This is a genomic window from Proteiniphilum sp. X52, from assembly GCF_003712195.1.
Classification (GTDB): domain Bacteria; phylum Bacteroidota; class Bacteroidia; order Bacteroidales; family Dysgonomonadaceae; genus Proteiniphilum.
Window position 1 is genome coordinate 99,388 of sequence record NZ_RDSD01000008.1, and the last position, 20,882, is coordinate 120,269.

The 20,882-nt window shown below is 47.1% G+C and carries 18 protein-coding genes; 12 read left to right on the plus strand and 6 right to left on the minus strand.

Annotation, left to right across the window (positions count from 1 at the left end; all coding sequences use genetic code 11):
- Nucleotides 1-45: 45 nt before the first annotated feature.
- Together D7D25_RS08470 and D7D25_RS08475 are read left to right on the plus strand one after the other, a co-directional pair.
- Nucleotides 46-1,077, plus strand: coding sequence for a low specificity L-threonine aldolase (locus D7D25_RS08470; protein ID WP_122968527.1), 1,032 nt, complete (start codon nt 46-48; stop codon nt 1,075-1,077).
- A 189-nt stretch (nt 1,078-1,266) separates the two neighbouring features.
- Nucleotides 1,267-1,830 (plus strand): DUF2179 domain-containing protein, encoded by a 564-nt coding sequence (locus tag D7D25_RS08475; RefSeq protein ID WP_122968528.1) that lies wholly within the window; start codon nt 1,267-1,269, stop codon nt 1,828-1,830.
- Between the two features lie 11 nt (nt 1,831-1,841).
- Here the strand turns inward: D7D25_RS08475 and mazG are convergent, their stop codons facing one another.
- The 3 genes from mazG to D7D25_RS08495 form a co-directional block, all read right to left on the minus strand.
- Complete coding sequence (mazG, locus tag D7D25_RS08480) at nt 1,842-2,636, minus strand: nucleoside triphosphate pyrophosphohydrolase (protein ID WP_122968529.1); 795 nt, start codon at nt 2,634-2,636, stop codon at nt 1,842-1,844.
- Nucleotides 2,637-2,701: 65 nt separating this feature from the next.
- A complete protein-coding gene (locus D7D25_RS08485; RefSeq protein ID WP_122968530.1) occupies nt 2,702-4,732 on the minus strand; it encodes a cytochrome c biogenesis protein CcdA in 2,031 nt (676 codons plus the stop codon).
- Nucleotides 4,733-5,023: 291 nt separating this feature from the next.
- The gene (locus tag D7D25_RS08495) at nt 5,024-5,725 is read right to left on the minus strand and encodes a DUF2461 domain-containing protein (RefSeq protein WP_122968532.1); all 702 of its coding nucleotides are present in this window, start codon (nt 5,723-5,725) and stop codon (nt 5,024-5,026) included.
- Nucleotides 5,726-5,964: 239 nt separating this feature from the next.
- Here D7D25_RS08495 and dnaB point away from each other — a divergent pair, with 239 nt between their 5' ends.
- The 7 genes from dnaB (at nt 5,965) to D7D25_RS08530 (ending at nt 13,539) form a co-directional block, all read left to right on the plus strand.
- Complete coding sequence (gene dnaB / locus D7D25_RS08500) at nt 5,965-7,500, plus strand: replicative DNA helicase (protein ID WP_122968533.1); 1,536 nt, start codon at nt 5,965-5,967, stop codon at nt 7,498-7,500.
- Nucleotides 7,501-7,770: 270 nt separating this feature from the next.
- On the plus strand, nt 7,771-9,771 hold the full coding sequence (locus D7D25_RS08505; RefSeq protein ID WP_221407984.1) for a LysM peptidoglycan-binding domain-containing protein: 2,001 nt from the start codon (nt 7,771-7,773) through the stop codon (nt 9,769-9,771).
- A gap of 58 nt (nt 9,772-9,829) precedes the next feature.
- Nucleotides 9,830-10,537, plus strand: a complete 708-nt coding sequence (locus D7D25_RS08510; RefSeq protein WP_255417236.1) for a porin family protein — start codon at nt 9,830-9,832, stop codon at nt 10,535-10,537.
- A 345-nt stretch (nt 10,538-10,882) separates the two neighbouring features.
- The gene (locus D7D25_RS08515) at nt 10,883-11,215 is read left to right on the plus strand and encodes a helix-turn-helix transcriptional regulator (RefSeq protein ID WP_122968535.1); all 333 of its coding nucleotides are present in this window, start codon (nt 10,883-10,885) and stop codon (nt 11,213-11,215) included.
- A gap of 117 nt (nt 11,216-11,332) precedes the next feature.
- On the plus strand, nt 11,333-11,581 hold the full coding sequence (locus D7D25_RS08520; protein WP_221407985.1) for a DUF6132 family protein: 249 nt from the start codon (nt 11,333-11,335) through the stop codon (nt 11,579-11,581).
- A gap of 30 nt (nt 11,582-11,611) precedes the next feature.
- On the plus strand, nt 11,612-12,106 hold the full coding sequence (gene trxA / locus D7D25_RS08525; protein ID WP_221407986.1) for a thioredoxin: 495 nt from the start codon (nt 11,612-11,614) through the stop codon (nt 12,104-12,106).
- A gap of 164 nt (nt 12,107-12,270) precedes the next feature.
- Nucleotides 12,271-13,539 (plus strand): peptidase U32 family protein, encoded by a 1,269-nt coding sequence (locus tag D7D25_RS08530; RefSeq protein WP_122968578.1) that lies wholly within the window; start codon nt 12,271-12,273, stop codon nt 13,537-13,539.
- 24 nt (nt 13,540-13,563) lie between these two features.
- On the opposite strand, the gene D7D25_RS08535 is transcribed toward D7D25_RS08530, so the two are convergent.
- Nucleotides 13,564-14,163, minus strand: a complete 600-nt coding sequence (locus tag D7D25_RS08535) for a hypothetical protein (protein WP_122968538.1) — start codon at nt 14,161-14,163, stop codon at nt 13,564-13,566.
- Between the two features lie 109 nt (nt 14,164-14,272).
- On the minus strand, nt 14,273-15,049 hold the full coding sequence (locus tag D7D25_RS08540; RefSeq protein WP_148038895.1) for a hypothetical protein: 777 nt from the start codon (nt 15,047-15,049) through the stop codon (nt 14,273-14,275).
- 247 nt (nt 15,050-15,296) lie between these two features.
- On the opposite strand from D7D25_RS08540, the gene D7D25_RS08545 reads away from it, so the two are divergent.
- Complete coding sequence (locus D7D25_RS08545) at nt 15,297-15,878, plus strand: hypothetical protein (protein WP_122968540.1); 582 nt, start codon at nt 15,297-15,299, stop codon at nt 15,876-15,878.
- A gap of 37 nt (nt 15,879-15,915) precedes the next feature.
- On the opposite strand, the gene D7D25_RS08550 is transcribed toward D7D25_RS08545, so the two are convergent.
- Nucleotides 15,916-18,459 carry a DUF5686 and carboxypeptidase-like regulatory domain-containing protein gene (locus tag D7D25_RS08550; RefSeq protein WP_158602580.1) on the minus strand — a complete coding sequence of 848 codons (2,544 nt, stop codon included), beginning with the start codon at nt 18,457-18,459 and terminating at the stop codon, nt 15,916-15,918.
- A 139-nt stretch (nt 18,460-18,598) separates the two neighbouring features.
- Here D7D25_RS08550 and hutH point away from each other — a divergent pair, with 139 nt between their 5' ends.
- Both hutH and fabG read left to right on the plus strand, forming a co-directional pair.
- Nucleotides 18,599-20,143 carry a histidine ammonia-lyase gene (gene hutH / locus D7D25_RS08555; RefSeq protein ID WP_122968542.1) on the plus strand — a complete coding sequence of 515 codons (1,545 nt, stop codon included), beginning with the start codon at nt 18,599-18,601 and terminating at the stop codon, nt 20,141-20,143.
- Nucleotides 20,140-20,871 carry a 3-oxoacyl-ACP reductase FabG gene (gene fabG, locus D7D25_RS08560; RefSeq protein WP_122968543.1) on the plus strand — a complete coding sequence of 244 codons (732 nt, stop codon included), beginning with the start codon at nt 20,140-20,142 and terminating at the stop codon, nt 20,869-20,871. The genes hutH and fabG overlap by 4 nt, the downstream gene beginning before the upstream one ends.
- Nucleotides 20,872-20,882: the final 11 nt, after the last annotated feature.

Genomic DNA, 20,882 nt, shown 5'->3' on the forward strand with positions numbered 1-20,882 from the left:
TGACGGAAAGGTTTTGTATCTTTGTACACATAATTCAGAGATATCATGCGAAGTTTCGGAAGCGATAATAATTCCGGTGTAGATCCGCGAATCATGCAGGCACTGCTGAGTGCCAACAACGACCATGCCATAGCCTATGGCGATGACCCATGGACCCGCGGGGCGGAGGAGGCTGTTCGCGCGCTCCTCGGGGAGAAGGAGGTGGAGTCCTTCTTTCTCTTGAACGGGACGGGAGCCAATGTGGTGGCTTTGCAGGCTACTACATTGCCCTTTCATTCCATCCTGTGTGCCGCTACTGCCCATATAGCAGTGGATGAGTGCGGCGCGCCCGTGAAAATGACGGGTGCGGCGTTGAAAGAGATTCCCACACCCGATGGTAAGCTCACACCGGATCTGGTGCGCCCTTATCTCCACGGCTTTGGCTTCGAACACCATTCCCAACCAAAAGTGATTGCCATTTCGCAGACCACGGAACTGGGTACTATCTATACTCTCCAGGAGATAAGAGCGCTTGCTCGCCTGGCACACAGTCATGATATGTTTCTTTTTATGGATGGAACACGCGTGGCCAACGCCTGTGCTTTTCTGGATGTCTCGTTGAGGGAGATGACCATTGACAGCGGCGTGGATGTTTTTACCCTGGGAGGAACGAAAAACGGACTGATGTTCGGTGAGGTGCTCGTGCCGCTGCGTAAAGAATTGGCTGAAAACATCAGGTATTACCGCAAGCAGGCCACTCAGCTCTATTCTAAAATGAGGTTTATCTCCGCGCAGTTTATTCCTTACCTGAATGACAACATCTGGTTGGAGAACGCGAGAAGATCCAACGATGCGGCACAGAAGCTTCATGATGAGATAAACAGGATGGGTGGGATAGAGATTACACAACCCGTACAGTCGAATGCTCTCTTTCTGATCCTTCCCCGGAAGATTACCGGTAAATTGCGGGAGAGATATTTCTTTTACGATTGGGATGAAGCCCGGGACGAGATCCGCCTTGTGTGTTCTTGGGATACCACCGATGAAGATATCCGTGATTTTCTAGATTATTTGAAAGAATTGATCAGTGAAGAATGAAGAATGAAGAGTGAAGAATGAAGAATGAAGAAGCTAAGTTCCCAGTTCCCAGTCCTAAGTTCTCAGTTCTAAGTTCTCAGTTCTCCCAGTTCTCAGTTCCCAGTTCCCAGTTCTCAGTTCTCAGTTCTCAGTTCTCAGTTCTAAGTTCCCAGTTCTAATTTCATAGTTTCAATTTCTTAAATAAAAAATATGTTCGATTTCTTAGACGTTTATCCTTGGCTGTTGCCTTTTATCATTTTCTTTGGCCGTATTATCGATGTTACTCTCGGTACCCTGCGAATTATTTTCGTTTCCAAGGGGGCGAAAAACATAGCCCCTGTCATCGGCTTTGTGGAGGTTTTTATCTGGATAGTGATTATCTCACAAATTCTGGTTCGTGCCAACGACATAGTTTCCTATTTGTCGTATGCCGCCGGTTATGCCACGGGAAATTACGTAGGTATCCTTATCGAGAACCGGATCGCTTATGGTATTTTGCTCTGCCGTATTTATACACAGAAAGATGGAAAAGAACTGGTGCAGATGCTCAATCAGGTGAATTTCGGGGCCACGATGACTCACGGCACGGGTTCGACCAATGAAGTCGATATCATAGAGACCGTTGTGGATCGGAAGGAAATGAAGACGCTGGCGCTTATGCTGACTCAATTCGACAACAATATCTTTTATGTGGTGGAAGATGTGCGCACCAAGAAGAATGGTATTTTCCCGAAACGGAAGACGATCTTGTCGCGCTGGCGAGTCGGGAAATGAAGGAGGCGGCGCTAAAGGTCGTCCGACTGCATCCTCTTCGCCTCTTGCCAGATCACTTCCATCTCGTCTAGCGTCATCCCGTCCAGCGTTCGTCCTTGTTCTTTTACCTTCTTCTCCATATAGTCGAAACGGTAGATGAATTTCCGGTTGGTGCGTTCCAGTGCATTATCCGGATTCACCTTGTAGAGGCGGGCCGCATTGATGACACTGAAAAGCAGGTCGCCGAATTCGGCTTCGATGCGGTCACTATTCATTTTTTCTATCTCCACCTCCAATTCCCCTAACTCCTCTTTTACCTTATCCCACACATCATGACGTTGGTTCCAGTCGAATCCCGCATTGCGAGCCTTGTCCTGGATCCGGTAGGCTTTCACCAGTGCGGGAAGGGCGGCGGGTACCCCCTCCAATACCGAATGTTTCCTTCCTTTTTCTTTGAGTTTGAGTTGCTCCCAGGACTGCTCTACCCTGCCGGCTGAATCGGCCTGTTGATCGCCAAAAACATGGGGGTGTCGAAAGATCAGTTTGTCACACAGGGAGTTGCAGATGTCGGCTATGTCGAATGCTTGCTTCTCCTCCCCAATCTTGGCATAAAACACCACATGAAGTAACAGGTCTCCCAGTTCCTTTTTGATCTCGGCATTGTCGTTGTTGAGGATCGCTTCCGCCAACTCATACGTTTCCTCTATGGTGTTTGCCCGGAGGCTCTCATTGGTCTGCTCCCTGTCCCAGGGGCATTTCTCCCGCAACTCATCCATGATGTCGAGCAACCGGCCGAATGCCTCCAGTTTCTGTTGTCTGTTGTCCATATCTACCCAATGGAAGAGACGCCGGAACGACGCCCCCTCATCAATTAATTATTTCTGAGATTGAATTATTTTCTGAAATTTCTTAGTCCCGTCTGCAGGAATTCCACATAGTTTTCCACACTCTCGTCATAGGCGTGTGAAGGAGAAAGCGGTTTTCCCTGGGGATTAAGTAGCACGTAAAAGGGTTGCGACTGGGTGCCGAACTTCTGACGTTGCAGGTAACTCCACTTGTCTCCTACTGTACGCAGCTTTGACGTCCTCGCGTTTTCATCGACTTCGATTGGCTGGGGCAGCCGTGTGCGTTCGTCCACCATGAGGACGATAAAAACGAACTCCTCGTCGATCAGTTCCCTCACACGGTCATCAGCCAGCACGGTGGCATCCATCTTGTGGCAGTTCACGCAGCCGTGGCCGCCAAATTCGAGCAGTACCGGCTTGCCCGTCTGCGCGGCATGGGCCATTCCGGTCTCATAATCGTCGAAGACCTGGTTCATCGGGTTGTGCGCCAGCTTGAAGTCCTGAGTCGACAAAGGCGGCACGATCGAACTGATAGGTTTCAGTGGTGCGCCCCATAAACCGGGCACGAGGTAAATGGCGAAGGCAAAGGAGAGTATGGCCAGGAAGAGCCTGAAAAGAGGCACATGGGACAGGTCGCTGTCGCCGTGCAGTTTGATCTTTCCCAAGAGGTAGAGTCCCAGCAATGCGAAGATGACGATCCACAACGAGAGGAATATATCACGGTTGAGCAAACCCCATCCGCCGGAGAGGTCGGCCACCGATAAAAATTTCAGGGATACGGCCAGCACGATGAATCCGAGCACCACCTTCACTGCGTTGAGCCAGCTTCCCGATTTGGGTAATGTCTTGAGCCAGGAGGGGAAGATGGCGAACAGTGTGAAGGGTATGGCCAGGGCAAAGGCGAAGCCGAACATGCCCAAGGCGGGAGCCAGGAAATTACCCTGTGTGGCGGCATCCACCAACAGCCACCCAATGATCGGGCCTGTGCAGGAGAAAGATACCAGCGCCAGGGTAAATGCCATGAAGAACAGGCTGATAATTCCCGTGGTGCTGTCCACCTTGTTATCCATCTTATTGGTCCATGAGGAGGGAAGCACGATCTCGAAAGCTCCCATGAAGGAAAAGGCAAAGGTGATGAGCAGGGCGAAGAAGATCAGGTTGAATACCGGGCTGGTGGCGATATTATTCAGTGCGGCGGCACCGAAGATGGCGGTGATGATCAGCCCCAGCGTCACATAGATGATGATGATGGAGAGACCGTAAATTGCGGCATCCTGTATGGCTTTCCTGCGGCTCTTCTTGTTCCTGTTCAGGAAGAAACTGACCGTAATGGGGATCATCGGCCAGACGCAGGGAGTGATCAGGGCGGCAAACCCCCACAAAAGACCTTTCAGGAAGATGCTCCACAGGGAGGCGTCGGCAGGATTGTCCGCCCCCAGCGCGTTCAGTTCTTCAATAACCGGCGACCAGAGCTGTTCCCTGTTGGCACTGGTTAAAGAGAACGGAGTACCCGGGCTAATTGTATCCTCTGTTGTGTGTGCCGTTACTACTGTTTCCCCGGCAGTGGAAGGCAAGGCGCTCTCTCCGTTGGAAGTGCTCCCGGCTACTGTTGCCGAAACGGGCAGGTCGGGTGCGGCGAATGAGAAATCCACCGGTAACGGAGGTGTGCATGTCTGGTCGTTACATGCCTGTGCGCGCACGTTCCCTTCGACGGAAAAGCGGGCCTTGTCGGTTATTTTCATCCGTTGGGCAAAGGTGACGGAACCGGTAAAGGTGCCGATCTCCATTCCGAAGATCTCGTCATGTTTTACTGTTGCTTTCTTATCGACCGGCAGGAATTCGCCGACCGCTTCCGCGCCGGTTGTCTTGTCGAACTCGATCGTAGTGGGGTTGGGACCTCCATCCGGTATCTTCGTGTCGTACATATACCATCCCTGCTGGACAGAGGCCCTGGCAATGATGTTGACCTCCCCCTTTCCGGCATCTTCAACGGAAAAATCCCAACTGATAATATCCTGGGCAGATATAAAAGCCGTAAAAAGAAAGAAAAAACCAAAAAGAGTGGTTGCTATTTTCATATGACTAAAAATATTTATTTTCAATGGTGTCATATGGAACTCGCATTAGTCATGATCTTGTGTGATAATGATTATCATGCTCGTTTCATATGATTATTTTATTTTTTTATTTCGGCATATGGAACCTTTGATGTTCAAAATATTCATTCCCTTCGGGTGTTTAATGATTATTGTAAACATGTCGGTTTCATATGACTATATTCTTTTGAAAAGAAATGGCAAAGTTAATATACTGGGTTCATATACCAAGTTAATATCGGTTATAAAGAGTTGTGACGGGTTAAATCCCTTTTAATGGTTCGGGGCCACCGTTTCCTGTGCGATTTTCGCCATAAAATGGTACAGGGGGGCGATTTGCGTGAAATCCTCCCTCAACTGAAGTGCGATAGCTTCGTTGAACAACCGTTTGTCCGTCAGCGGCAGGGTTTTGACTACATATACATTTTTTCGTTGCATCCACGGTTGGTAGAATTCTGGGAGAGGATTGGACAGCGGACGTTTATAGATTTCTCCGGCCACCTCGAATCCTGTGTCCAATGCCGTTTGTGCCATCTCTCTGAATGATTCGGGGTTGTATCCGATTTCTTCCCTCAGGTGGTCTGTCACTTTCCGTTTGGGCATAAAAAGTCCCATTCCGTAGATGAAATACTCGTGGCTGAATTCGGCAAAATAACCGGGAAAATTCTCCCAATGTGTGTTCATACGCTGAAAATTCAGCCACATACTGGTCTTATACGGATCTTTGTTTGAAGAGAACCGGATATCGCGGTAAATGCGTGAGAGCATTTTTTGCGGTCTCAGCTCGAACGTCGGGTCAATATTATGCATGGATGGCGAAAGCATCACAGCCAGCGCTCGGAACGGCTGTAACAACACCTCCTGATAAACGGCTTTGTGTTCGTCGAACCATTGTTTATAGTTGTTCTCTTTCAGTTCCTGTAAGAACCGTGCGGTTTCGGGCCTGAATCCCGTGAAGAATGGAATCTCTTTCATGAGCGAGGGCACTTTTGTTTGTAAAATTAGCAAAATAAACCATAAGATGTATCAGGCCGATGTCGATGTTACCTCTCACTCACCTTGGTTCTTACTCCTTTCCACCCCCCTGTCCGCCTGTCCACCCATAAGTTTTCAACACCGTGTTTATAACTTTTACCAAAGAATAGAGATTAAAAATTCCCGAAGGAACAAATTACTCCCTACCTTTACACTCCTTTTAGCAAAAACCTATAGAGATGGAAAGACAAAAAAGAAAATCCGCGGTAAAAGTAGTGGAGAAAGCGGTAGCCGCGCCTGATGTGGGCAAGTTGCCCCCTCAGGCAAGAGAATTGGAGGAGGCAGTGCTGGGGGCGCTGATGCTCGAAAAAGATGCCTATTCAGTGGTCAGTGAGATATTGAAGCCGGAAAGCTTTTATGACCCTTCTCACCAGTTGATCTATGATTCCATTCAGGGGCTTGCTATGCAACAAAAGCCGGTGGATGTGCTGACGGTGGTAGAGGAACTGAAGCGCCGGGGTGAATTGGAGACTGCCGGCGGGGCGGTCTATATTGCCGAACTGTCGGAAAAAGTGGCCTCTGCCGCGCATATAGAATATCATGCCCGAATTATTGCGCAGAAATCCATGGCGAGAGAATTGATCGCTTTCTCTTCGGATGTGTCGCAGCAGGCTTTCGATGAGACGGTGGATGTGGATGATCTCATGCAGGAGACCGAAGGGCGCCTGTTTGAAATTTCGCAGCGGAATGTGAAAAAGGATGTGATCCAGATCAATCCGGTTATCCGTGAAGCGATGAATAATATCCAGCTGGCGGCTAACCGGAAAGACGGGATGAGCGGTTTGCCCACCGGTTTCAAGGAATTGGATAAACTTACGTCGGGATGGCAGAAATCCGATTTGGTGATTATTGCCGCGCGTCCCGCCATGGGGAAGACCGCCTTTGTATTGTCGATGGCGAAAAATATGGCGCTCGATTTCGAGCAGCCGGTCGGTGTTTTTTCGCTTGAGATGTCGAACGTGCAATTGGTCAACAGGTTAATCGTGAATGTGTGCCAGATAAAGGGGGAGAGTATCAAAAGCGGTCGTCTTTCGGATGATGAATGGGAACGGCTCGACAAGAACCATAAGTTTCTTTATAATGCGCCTATTTATATCGACGACACACCCAGCTTGTCGGTGTTTGAGTTGCGTACCAAAGCGCGGCGGTTAGTCCGCGAACATGATGTGAAAATTCTGATCATCGACTACCTGCAGTTGATGAATGCGAGTGGAATGAGTTTTGGTAGCCGGGAGCAGGAGGTAAGTATGATCTCACGGTCATTGAAAGGGTTAGCCAAGGAGCTCAATATCCCCATTGTCGCCCTGTCGCAGTTGAACCGTGGAGTAGAGTCACGCCAGGGGCATGAAGGCAAAAGGCCGCAGTTGGCTGACCTGCGTGAGTCGGGTGCGATTGAGCAGGATGCCGACATCGTATGTTTCATTCACCGTCCGGAATATTACAGGATTACTGAAGACGAGCGGGGCAATTCGTTGGTAGGTATCGCCGAGATCATTGTGGCAAAGCATCGTAACGGGCCTACCGGTATTGCCAGTATGCGTTTCGATAGTGAGTATGCCCGTTTCCAGAATCTGGATGATTATGCTGTAGGCAGGAACTATGTAGAACGTCCCTCGAGGATGAATGCACAGACTAAACCGGCCGACTCATCCGCGGATTCGTCTTTCTCCTCCCCGGGTCTTGCGCCACAAAAAAATGACTCGTTGCCTTTTTAATGGCAAATTCACCTAAATAGGCGGCGCTGTAGTTGAAATACATTTTTCGAGTCATATTCGCGAAAGTCTGACAACAAACCTAATTGTGTTTAAATTGTTATAATTACTGTCAAACGGTTCATTGCATTTCATCGCCGTAAAGTATAAATCCAAATAATATTTCTATTTTTGTGCGTTAAAAGTTGTATATACAACTCATATAAATTGAAACTAAAGATGCATAACAGGTTTATTCTGAGTAAAATATTTTCGGTTGTTCTTTTCTTAAGCATGTCACTTTTTTCGCTTCAGGCACAGGATCTGAACTACAAGACAGTGGAAGTGAACGGGCAGACTTATTATGAATACAATGTTCAATCGGGAGAAGGGCTCTATGCCATTTCGCGCACATTTTCGGTATCAGTAGCCGATATCCTGCGTCATAACCCCGGGGCGGAGAGAGGTCTGCAAAATGGTCAGAAGCTATTAATCCCGGTCGCCCGGGAGGGCGGAAGCCGGGGTGCGTCCGTTTCGCCGCGTTCAAACGTGCCCGAGTCCCCCTCGTCTCCCCAGTCGCCCTCGTCCCTCCAGTCTTTCCGTTCCCCCCAGTCGCCGCCGGCAGACCAGAATACGGCCTTTCAACATACCGTGGTCATTGGGGAAACAGTGTATGGTATTGCCAAGATGTATCATACTACCGTGGATGAGATATTTCGTCTTAACCCGGGAGCTAGGGAAGGGATTGCCGAAGGCCAGGTGCTTATTATCCCGCAACGCCGTGTTATCAGTCAGGAAAAGGAAGAAAACTATCGTTACCATACCATACTCCCTAAAGAGACACTTTATTCCGTATCGAGAACCTATTCCTTGAAGCCGGAGGATGTGATGAGTGCAAACCCCGGGTTGTCGGTTGAGACATTCCAGATCGGGAAGACCATTCGCATTCCTTTTTTCGAATCCTATGAGGTGATTTTGCCCTATGAAGAGCAGACCACCAATATTATCCATAAAGTCAACAGGGGCGAAACCCTCTATAGTATCGCAAAACGGTATAACGTGGAAGTTCAGGAGATCCAACGGTTGAATCCCATGCTCTCGGGAGGACTGAAAACCAATATGGAGTTGCTTGTTCCTGTGAAAAGGAGTCTCGTCGAAGATGATTCCAGATCGAATGCAAATGAAGCCAACCGATTACTTAGCCAACCTATTCCCTCGGAGAGGGTGAATGTGATCAAAGTGGGGTTGCTGTTGCCTTTCCTGGATGAAACAAAGGGGTCCCACCTGCGGCTGCAGGAGTATTACGAGGGTTTTTTGCTGGCGGTGGAAAAAATGAAAAACGACGGGGCCACGATAGAGTTGTATGTTTTTGAGATCGGCAAGGGGGATGACACGAAGAAGTTGCAGAGTTTGCTCGCTACAACAGAGATGCAATCGCTCCATCTGATTATCGGTGGGGTAAGTGATGCGCAAATCAAGATCCTTTCCGATTTCTCAATATCCCACAATATGAAATATGTGGTGCCGTTCTCGCAGAGTAACGGAGAGGTGTTAAACAACGGAAATATATTTCAGGTAAATCCGATGCAGCACCTGACCTACACGAAAGCCTCTTCTGTTTTCCTGAAGATGTACCGCAATGCCCACATCATCTTTGTGCGGGGAGGAGGAAATGATAAAAACGAGTTCGTTTCCTTGTTGCAAAACGATCTTCGCAAGAATAATGTCAGATACGAGACGCTGAACGCCACAACGACACTTGGTGGCACAATCCTTGCGTCGCTGAGCAGGAATAAGGAGAATGTTATCGTGCCTACCGGCGGTGACTCCGGACTGCTGCGTCAGATAACGGACGAGTTGAAGAAGACGATGGAATCAGATTCCGGGTTTCCCATTCGTCTGTTCGGTTATCCTGACTGGCAGGCCTATTCTGACCTGAAAGAAGATTACAGCCAGTTTGACACTTATATCTTCGCGCCTTTCTTTGCCAATGGGCAAAGCCGTGACGTGGAAGCATTCAAGGCCAATTTCCGCAAATGGTACGGCAGGGATCTTCTGGAAACATTCCCCAACTACGGTATGTGGGGATACGATACGGGGCTGTTTTTTCTGACGGCCTTGCATAGATATGGCCATAATTTCGAACAAAATATCGAACGGGTGAATGTGAATTCATTGCAATTTCCGTTCTATTTCGAGCGACCCAATAATTGGGGCGGTTTCATTAATAGCGGATTGTATCTGATTAATTATGGTACGGACGGCCGAATCATCAAGACGGATAAAAGCCGATAGAATGTCGAATCCTGGGTAGTAACCGGGAATAGCCCAATCATCAAAACCGACAAAACCGATGAAATCCTTTCTTAATCCCTTGGTTGTGTGTTTTTTACTCTTTCTCGGTGCTTCCCCATTGTATGCCCAGAAGAAGGAGACATTCAAAGGCGAATTGTATATTGGTGCCGGAGGAGGCCCCCTTTTCTCGAAAGTGGATTTTGTGCCGGCTGTGCCGTCGGGCTTCAAGCAGGGAATCTTTGGAGGTGTCTCGGCGAAATATATTTCTGAAAAAAACCTGGGAATTGTTGTGGAGGTCAACTATGCGCAACGTGGCTGGGAAGAGGAATTCGATCCGGCTTCCGATTTTTCTTACAGCAGGACGCTGAACTATGTTGAAATGCCATTTATGACGCACATCTATGCCGGAAAAAAAGCACGCTTTATCCTGAATCTCGGACCGCAGATATCTCTGTTGGTGGGCCATAGCCAGAAGATGAGCCAGGCATTGGCGGACGATCTGGAGGCAAGGAGGGCTGAAAATCCCGAACGAAGTATCGGGATGCAGTATGAGGGGATATATCCACTGAAACCGATAGATTATGGCTTAGTCGGCGGAATAGGGATGGAGTTGAAAACCGGTATTGGTAATTTTGACCTGGAGGGACGCTACTATTTCGGGCTGGGTGATATTTTCACCAACCGTCGTACCGAAGATGCCTACTTTTCCCGTTCGGCCTCCCGTGTGATTGAGGCGAAACTGACCTACTATATTAAAGTGTTTTAATGAGCCAGTGGGGACTTGGAACTGGGGACTTGGAACTTGGAACTAAGAACTTGGAACTAAGAACTTGGAACTGGGAACTTAGAACTGGGGACTTGGAACTTGGAACTAAGAACTTGGAACTGGGAACTTAGAACTGGGAACTTGGAACTTGGAATTGGGCTTCTTCATTCTTCATTCTTCATTCTTCACTCTTCATTCTTCACTCTTCATTCTTCATTCTTCACTCTTCATTCTTAATAAAATAACCCGATAAATTTTGTGAATGAGAAAAAGTGTTGTACTTTTGGTGAACAAAAACGAATGAATATATGTTCATATATTTGTTTGAAATTTCAGTAAGATAAAATGGAGAAAGGAACCGTTGTATTGGAAAGAAATAAAATAGATCGTTCCCAATTTGAGGAGGCGGCATATATTTTGAGGGCACTGGCTAATGAAACCCGTCTGTGTGTGATTATGCAGCTTACTCAAGCCGGAGAAAAGTCGGTGACTGAATTGATGGCGCAAATGGATTGTGAGCAATCGCTGCTGTCGCACCATCTGACAGATATGAGGGCAAAAGGGATACTCCGGTGTCGTAAAAGAGGAAAGAACAGTTTCTATTCGCTTAGTGATAAGCGATTCTCGAATGTGTTGAAATGTATTATGCGTTGTGCGGAGAATAAGGAGGAATGTTGAAAAAATGGGTAGGATAATGTGTTTTGCGCAATAAATGATAGAGGCCGAGAAGTGAAAAGTTGCGGAGTATGAATCTGAAGTAAGAAATTGGAGATTTTAGCAGGAAATAATATAAATATGATGAAAGGTTTTTTTAAGAAACACTGGTTGAGGATAGCCGGAATATTCGTCGGCGCAATGGTGGGTTATATTTATTACCATTACGTGGGATGTTTGAGCGGAACCTGTCCTATCACTTCCAATCCCTATAGGATGATGATTTACGGGGCACTGGTTGGATATCTTCTTTTCGACCTCTTCTCGAAAGATAAGAGACTGGAGGGTGTAAAGGATATGTCAGAGAATGACTTCAAAGAAAATGACTAAAAATATCAAGCAATGAAAACGAATTTTTTAATGGCGGCGGCAATCCTGGTATTTGTCTTGTCGTCATGCGGCAACACCGCGCGGAAAAACTCTTCGGAGAGTGCGGAAACAAATTTGAGCACACATATAACAAAAACAGAAAATAATATGACAACAACAAAAAAGACAATCCAGTTGACAAGAGCCGAATTTTTAACGAAAGTGGCCGATTTGGAAAAAAGTCCCGACAAGTGGGTCTATCTTGGAGATAAACCCTGTATTATCGATTTTTATGCTGACTGGTGCGGCCCGTGTAAAATGATTTCTCCCATTTTGGAAGAATTAGCCGGCGAGTATGATGGTGAAATCTATATCTACAAAGTGGATACCGAGGCTGAACAGCAGTTGGCTGCCGAATTCGGTATCCGGAGTATTCCCTCCTTGCTCTTTGTGCCGATGGACGAAGCCCCGCAGATGGCACAGGGCGCGCTTCCGAAAGATGCTTTCAAACAGGCTATCGAAGAGGTACTGTTGAAAAAGTCATAAACGGATATGGAACGGACATCCTCTTCATGTGATTGAGGTTGTCAGGGAAATGATCCAAGAGTGATAATGGTGAACGGATGTGCTCGCAGGAGTTGCATCCGTTGCATGTTTTATCTGATTGGCTGATTTTTTGTACCTTTGTATTCTCAAGTTACAGCTTACGGATGAAGGATATCAACGATTATGAAATAATGGCGCCGGCAGGATCTTATGAATCGCTGACGGCGGCTATACAGGGCGGTGCGGATTCCATCTACTTCGGCATCGAAGGGTTGAATATGCGCGCCAAATCTTCCAATAATTTCACCATTGCCGATTTGCACAACATCGCGGCTATTTGTCGCGATCATCATATAAAAAGCTATCTTACGGTTAACACCATCATCTACGACAACGACATGGAACTGATGCGAAAGGTGGTGGATGCGGCGAAGGAGGCGAATCTGTCGGCGGTCATCGCGGCCGATGTGGCGGTGTTGATGTATGCCCGGAGTGTTGGAGTGGAGGTGCACTTATCCACCCAATTGAATATTAGTAATACCGAGTCGTTGAAGTTCTACGGGCAGTTCGCCGATGTGGTGGTGCTGGCACGCGAGTTGAATATGGATCAGGTGGCTTCCATTTACCGGGATATAGTCGACCAGCAAATCAAGGGACCTTCGGGTAAATTGATCCGTATCGAGATGTTCTGTCACGGTGCCTTGTGCATGGCGGTTTCCGGGAAGTGTTACCTCAGCCTGCACGAAAAGGACCTTTCCGCCAACCGGGGCGCATGCAACCAGATCTGCCGCCGGGCATACATCGTGAAGGACAGGGACAGCGAGATAGAGTTGGAGATCGATAATGAATACATCATGTCTCCCAAAGATCTCAAGACCATTCACTTCATGGACAAAATGATGGATGCCGGGGTGCGGGTATTCAAGATTGAAGGGCGTGCAAGGGGGCCGGAATATGTGCGGGTGGTGACCTCATGTTACAAGGAGGCTGTGCAGGCCTATTGTGACGGCACATACACCGAAGAGAAGGTAAACGACTGGAATGGGCGCCTTTCCACCGTCTTCAACCGTGGATTCTGGGACGGCTATTACCTCGGGCAACGGTTGGGAGAGTGGACACACCGCTACGGATCGGGTGCCACCAAACGAAAAGTGTATGTTGGGAAAGCCGTCAAGCATTTCGGCAAACTCGGCGTAACAGAGTTCCTGGTGGAAACCCAATCGGTAAAACCGGGAGATGAGCTATTAATCACAGGACCTACCACCGGTGCCATCTTTATCACTGCCGATGATATCAGGGTAGATCTTGCCACCGTTCCCGAAGCGGTGAAAGGAGACCACTTTTCCATCAGGACCTGTCAGAAAATCCGTCCCAACGACCGGCTCTATAAAATGGAAACAGCCAACCGGCAAGGGACGGCGCATGAAAGATGAGCAAATCCCGGCGGCAAGGTGGGCTCAATCCTTCCGCAGGTAGTAAAAATTCTCATTCCCGAATCGCATATCAAAACGCCCGTTGGAAAATGTTTCCGCTACTCCGTCAATGGTGGCTTTGAATGAAAATGTGCCCGATAGTACCACACTCTCCAATTCCTTGTCTATAAACATTTTCTGGGCGCGTTTCACCGTAAATGATCCTGAAAGTATTTTCAAATTCATCGGGCGGTTACCGTAGAGCAGGGAAATGGCACACTCCTGTCCCGGCAGATCGAAATCTTTGCCGTTCAGCGAGAGAAGTTCGGCAAAAGTGGCGGGGGTGTACTCCGGAAACGATATTACCAAGGTATGAAGGTTTGAACCGACAGACCCCGAAAGATGAATATGGCAGGAATCATTATCAATCACTACTTTTGACGGATCATGCGGCAGTTGGGTGGTCCACAGCGATAACCCCCAATAGACACCGAAACTGTTGTATCCCTTTTCGGAATAGACGGGGAGGCCCGGGTTGTCCGTGTCTTCGATAAATACAGAGTTTGAGATGCGATAATCAAAACCGCGTGAACATCCTCCCGCGACCGCAAGAAGGATTAAAGAAAAGAAACGGATGTATTTCATACGATTATAATTATTTATTTAAAAGGTATCGTATGGAACTCGCTTTTAATCGTGCTCTTGTGTGAGAACAATTATCATGCTCGTTTCATATTGTGATTTTTTATGATTTTTACTTCGTGGAGAAAAAGTTTACTGGGGTAGAGATCGTGACTTGCATGCCCGGGAATGTTTGAGAATTGAGCAACGAGAAGTTGCCTTTTGAGAGAATGGAATGAAATGCGGGAAAATCGAGTGATAGGCGCATTGCGTTCCGGAGAATAAAACGCACACCGATACTGGTGTAGACGTCAGAGAAAAAGGAGGCAGGGGCTTTGCCTATGCCGGCAAGCACTTCGTCATTGTATTTATCCAGCTTGTCCGAGACAAAGTCTATTTCTGTTTTCCCATGTATTTTCATTCCCGCTTGGACACCTCCTTTCACATAAATATGCCACACATGGCGGTTCCCGATCACTGCGAGGTTGACTTCCATGGGAATGGTCAGATAGCCGAGAGACTCGTCTATCCCATTCACGCGAAACAGGTCAATCCCTTCCCGGGAGGTACTATACAGGAAAAGCGGATAGGTTTTTGATCCGGATGTGATCCTCTCTTGCACATGGATATATCGCACTCCGGAAGCGAGTGTGATTCGATCGTTCCAGAGGGCCAGTTGCGGCTTGATACCCACATAGAAAAGCGTTCCCTCTCCGTAAGCCTTTTCACTTCCGTGATAATACCGGTATGCGGGTTGATAGTCTGTCGGTTGGCGGAAATCCCATCGGTCGTCGATCTTTCCCTCCAAGGCAAACCCTCCGGACTCTAGTCCAATATGGAATTGGGAATCGCGTTGCGCTTTTGCGGACATGAAAAAACAGAGAAGGAGTAGTAGCAATAGATTTTTCATACGTGAATTTTTAAGACGAAAGTGATCCGAAATTTTCTGTTTGTTGTTGCTTAAAGCCTGCCTGCCAAGCAGGCCTTCATGTTTCCTATAAGATGGAGGAAAAAGATAAATGTTGCATGAGCAAAGTTAATAAAATTTAAAGAGACCCGGCCCCCTCGAATGAGCGTGTGCAATTTCGATCATTACTTACTATCTTTGCCGTATAAAACAATGTATTTGAAGTGTCTCACTAAAAACATTCTTCATCATGAGAAAAATCGTATTGACAACAATCATTTTGCTTTGTATGGGTACATTACATCACGCGAGCGCTCAAAAGAAAGATTTAAAAGATATTGCTTCTTTGAGTTTCTATGGTGTTGACTTTTCGTATGCAAAGGTTTACGGCGCAGAGGAGACTGCCCATCAATTCCTGGATGCGTTTGTAAGGATTAATGATTTATTTGAGTCGGAGCCTAAAAAGTATAGTGCGCGCAATACGTTCGGCGTCAAGAGTGACGAGCTTTTTAACAGGCAGTTGAAGCAGGATGTGGACAATATCCCGCGCGGTGAATTATTTACGGACGATAACAGATATGTTGTTACCGATGCCGATATTGAACAGGTGGTCGCGAAGATTGAGAAACAAGGTGACAGCCAATATGGCGCCGTGATTGTTGCCGGGTTGCTCAACAAGACGGCCAACCGCGGCACATTCACCTTCGTGGTCTTTGATCAGGATACCAAGGAGATTATCTTTCAACAAGAGACTGCCGGTAAAGCGCGTGGTTTCGGTCTTCGCAATTTTTGGGCAGGCGCGCTTCTATCAGCCATGAAAAATGTAAAATAGTGTTATCGTGAAATATCGAAAATGGGCTTTCGGCAGGCTAAAATGCGAACCGGAAGCCTATTTTTAGGCCCTGTTTTTTTGCTCCGGGCAGATCGAGATGAGTGAAGCGGCGGAAATAATCCACGCGAAAAACCTTGAAAATATTTTCCACCCCCACACTTCCCTCCACATACACGTCGCCATGCAAAGGGTGTGCGGATTGGGGGAAGACGAACAAACCGTGAGTTTTCGCCGGATTGTTTTTATCGGTCAGGTTACCGTAGTAACCACTGAATGTCACCACTTCACGTAACTGCAACTTTTTGATCAGCGGAATCCGGTTCAGGATCCATCCCTTCAGGAAATAACTTGTGTGCAAGGCAATATATTCATCCGATACGAATTCGAACGGTTGTATCAAGTGAAACCGGTTTTTTTCCATAAAGACGGACGGATTCACTTCCGGACTGGCAAGCATTGGGAATGGCACCTGATTCCATACTTTCCCTGCGGAGACATAGCCGTCGATATGGCCGAACGACGACAGCCAAATCCTGTCTGAAACAGTTGCCTGTGATTGATGATAGGCATAATCACCACCTAAAAATCCACGATAGGCATATTCATGCATCAGTTTCAATTGGATGTTGTCGTTGATGAAATTTATTTTGGCGTTGCGTCCGCCCCTGTTCGCACCATAATCCTGCATCCCCGGCGCGAATGAAATCTCGCCTCCCACTTTCGATAATGTGAAACCGGGAATATCTATCAGTTCATTTTCGTTAACCTGTAAACGATATTCCAATGCGCCGGCAGGTGTGTCTTTGGTGTGTTTCCACCATGCTGAAACGCCCAGTCCCGACATCCAGTCGACGGTGTATGCCAGTTTATACCGGTGCTGATAACTTCGGTTGGAGATCCCGGCTGTGCCAAGCGCCACGAACAGGTTGTCTTTCAGGGCGTCGTTCATTTGCATACCCAATGAATAGAGGTCGTATTCGGTTGTGAACGATAGATCGTTGCGTGGAAACTCCTGCCAGTAGTTTTGTTTTTTTACAAAAGAATAGCCGGCGGTAGCCGAATATTTCCACTTTTGGTCTTTGAATCCGTAGGCGCCATATCCCGAAAGAAAAATGCGGGAATGAAAATGTGCCGTGGTCATGGCGCCGAGCCGCAGGCGGTGTCCTTCGACGGGGTTGGAACCATAAAATGTCCACACCTGCCCAATGTCGATTTTACTTTTTGACTGCCGTTCGTTTGATGTTTTGATGTAGCCTGTAATGATTATTTCAAGGAATTTCTCAAATCTCCTGTACATAGGAACGTCCTGCAGTTCATCCATTAGCTTGGGTAAATCGGATTCGACCCTTTTCAGCGCTACATGCCGGTGGTCTTGCCAGAACGCTTCATCTGTTTTTTCCGGATAAACCATCTCTCCGTTTTCAATATAGCGGTACGAACGGACCTGATGTGCATACACTTTGGTGAGAAAATTGCTCATGGCGAAATTGGTGTATACATCTTCTTTTTCTTTTGTCCATAATCCGTTTTCCTGCAGGTTGAAATGCTGTATGACCCGTAAATTTTCGAGGAAATTGATGTTCAGGTTTCTCGGTATGGACAGGTCGACCCGCTTGATGGCAAAATGGTTATCGATAGCAATGTAGAGATTTCCGTTGAAGCTGTAACTCTCAGGATTGAACGGGAAAAATGCCACGTTCACACATCGGATATTGTCAATTGTCAATGTGTCCTGGATAAAAAATTTGTAATAAAGCGTAGCCAATGCCGATGAGGTGGGGCTGACGAATTGATTGAGCAGGACCTCGATATTGTCATCGTAGATATCTACTTCCCGGAACACCTGCTCGAGAAAAACATCCATTGATCCGTCGTTAAATGTTTCTTCCACTCCTTCGCTTCGTCTGGCAACAATGTTTTTTTTCAGACCGCCGGAGATGTTATCGGCACGCACATTTCTCAGTATTTCACGCATCGAGAGGGTCAATACCTGTTTACCGGTGAAAATAGAAGTATCCAGATGATTCTCGATAAATCCGAAGTTCTTCTTCAGTAAACGGTTTTCCAGTTTGAAATTATCCCAGTAAAGCGTCAACTTTTCATATTGCTCATACTCTATCCCAGGGATGTTTTTTATTCGGTTTTGTTCTTTGTTTGCAATCACCTGCTTCATGAGTTCCACCGCCGGATTGTTTTTACGCGAATAACGCGGGTTATCGGGGCTTACCACTACCTCGGTAAGTCCGATGGTAGATGGATTGAGGCGGATCCGGATAATCTCTCCTGTGCCGATTCGCTCCGGCAATGTCTCGGTTTTCGTTTCAAAGCCAATGGATGAAATTATAATCTTCCGGCTTCCAGATAAGTATCTCATGCTAAAATAGCCGTCGATATCCGTGGCGGTACCGATAGTGGTGTTTTCCAATTGTACCGAGGCAAACGAGACCGGCTCCCCGGTTATGCTGTCTACCACAACCCCGTGGATGAATCCGGATTGCTGTGCCTGCGACGGGAGGGATGGTACTGCAAAGCAGAAAATCAGAATGAGGAAATAGAAAATATATGTAGGAAGTAGTTTCAAAATTGAGTCAGTTTTACAAATAGGTGATGCCAGTGTGTGAAACGAGTGAGTGCAAAAATACAAATTTCCTTTGTGGAATCGTTATTTGACATCCCGAAAAAATTGAGTACTTTTGTGGGCAATTAGAACTTCTTCATGTATGCCGTTAAAAATTGTAGAAATAAGTGATAAAGGTGTTGATATAGATGAAATTGAGCAGTTGCTCTTTGGTGGCGCAAAAGTAGAAGTGTCATCAAAGTTAAAAGACAAGGTTACAAAAAGTTTTCACTTCTTACAAGAATTTTCCATCGATAAAGTGATTTATGGTGTCAATACCGGCTTCGGTCCAATGGCTCAATACCACATCAAGGATGAGGAGATTAATCAGCTTCAGTATAATATCATCCGGAGTCACTCTGTAGGGACGGGGTCACCCATTGAGCCCGTTTACGTGAAATCGGCAATGATAGACCGACTGTGCACATTTGCCCAGGGTTACTCCGGCATTCATCCCGCACTGATCCAGCTGCTGATCGATTTTATCAACTTCGATATCTGCCCTTATGTGCCCTCACACGGAAGCGTAGGGGCCAGCGGTGATCTGGTCCAGTTGGCACACATTGCGCTTGCACTGATCGGTGAAGGAGAAGTATTTTTCAATGGCAAATTGCATCCCACGGCTGATGTGATGAGTCAAACCGGTATAGAGCCGTTCAAGCTGCATATTCGTGAAGGACTGGCGCTCACAAACGGTACATCTATGATGACCGGCGTAGGACTGGTCAATCTCATTCTTGCCAGGAAACTGCTCCACCACGCACTCGTGGCATCAGCCATGATGAATGAAATTGCCCAATCATACGACGATTTTCTGGCACCTGAACTTAATGGTGTTAAGCGGCATAACGGCCAGGTCGAGACGGCAGCGTTTATGCGCGAGTGGCTTAAGGATAGCAAATTGCTCCGAAACCGTAAGAAAGAACTCTATAACGGTACAAAAGCTTCGCATTTCAAACAGAAAGTGCAGCCCTATTATTCGCTCAGGTGCGTGCCGCAAGTGCTCGGACCTGTGTGGGACACACTGAAAGTTGCCCGGAAAGTGATTATAGATGAACTTAATTCGGTGAGTGACAATCCCATCGTAGATTGTTCTTCGGAAAATATCTATCATGGTGGGAATTTTCATGGCGATTATATCTCTTTCGAAATGGATAAACTGAAAATCGCCGTCACCAAAATGATTATGCTGATGGAGCGTCAGCTCAACTACCTGATGCATGATAAAGTGAATGAAATTCTTCCTCCGTTCGTCAATCTTGGCACGCTCGGACTCAACTATGGGATGCAAGCCATGCAGTTTACCGCTACCTCGACCACAGCTGAAAACCAGACCCTTTCTTATCCGATGTATCTGCACAGCATCCCCAACAATAACGACAACCAGGATATCGTAAGTATGGGGACCAACTCTGCGTTGCTCGCCAAGACGGTTATCGAAAATGGCTTTCAGGTAATGGCAATTCATTATATGGCTATTGTTCAGGCTATTGATTGCTTGCAGGCGGTGGAGAAGTTATCCCCAAAAAGTCAGGACATTTATCATGAAATAAGAAGTTTTTTTCCTACATTTGTGGATGATAAACCCAGATACAAAGATATTAACCGGATTGTTGAATATCTGAAAACCAAAAGGATTGTATCATGACAAAATATGCACTCGTAACGGGCGGAAGCCGGGGCATCGGACGGGCAATCTGCATTCGCCTGGCATCAATGGGTTACAGCGTTTTGATTAATTATAACAACAGTCTGCGGGAAGCGGAACAGACCTTGGACGCCGTCCGTAATGCGGGTGCCGATGGCGAATTGATCCGTTTTGATGTAGCTGACCGCGAACAGGTGGAAGCAGCGCTTAATCAATGGGCAACCAATCATCCCGACCATTATATCGAAGTGCTTATCAACAATGCCGGTATCCGTAAAGACAACCTGATGCTTTGGATGGAACCACACGAATGGGACAGCGTGATCAATGTCGGTCTTAACGGATTTTATAATATAACACACCTTTTGGTGAAGAATATGCTTGTGAAACGTTTTGGCCGGATTGTGAATATTGTATCTTTGTCCGGTATAAAAGGCATGCCGGGTCAGACAAATTACTCCGCGTCCAAAGCCGGCGTGATTGCCGGAACCAAAGCGCTTGCGCAGGAAGTGGCAAAAAAAGGAGTTACTGTGAACGCGGTGGCGCCGGGTTTCATCAAATCGGATATGACACACGATTTGGATGAAAGCGAACTGAAAAAAATGATCCCCTGCGGAAGATTCGGGACGCCTGAAGAGGTGGCGTCCCTGGTCGGATTTCTTGTTTCCAATGAAGCCGCTTACATCACGGGCGAAGTGATTTCAATCAACGGGGGGATTTATACGTAATCGTCAATTCA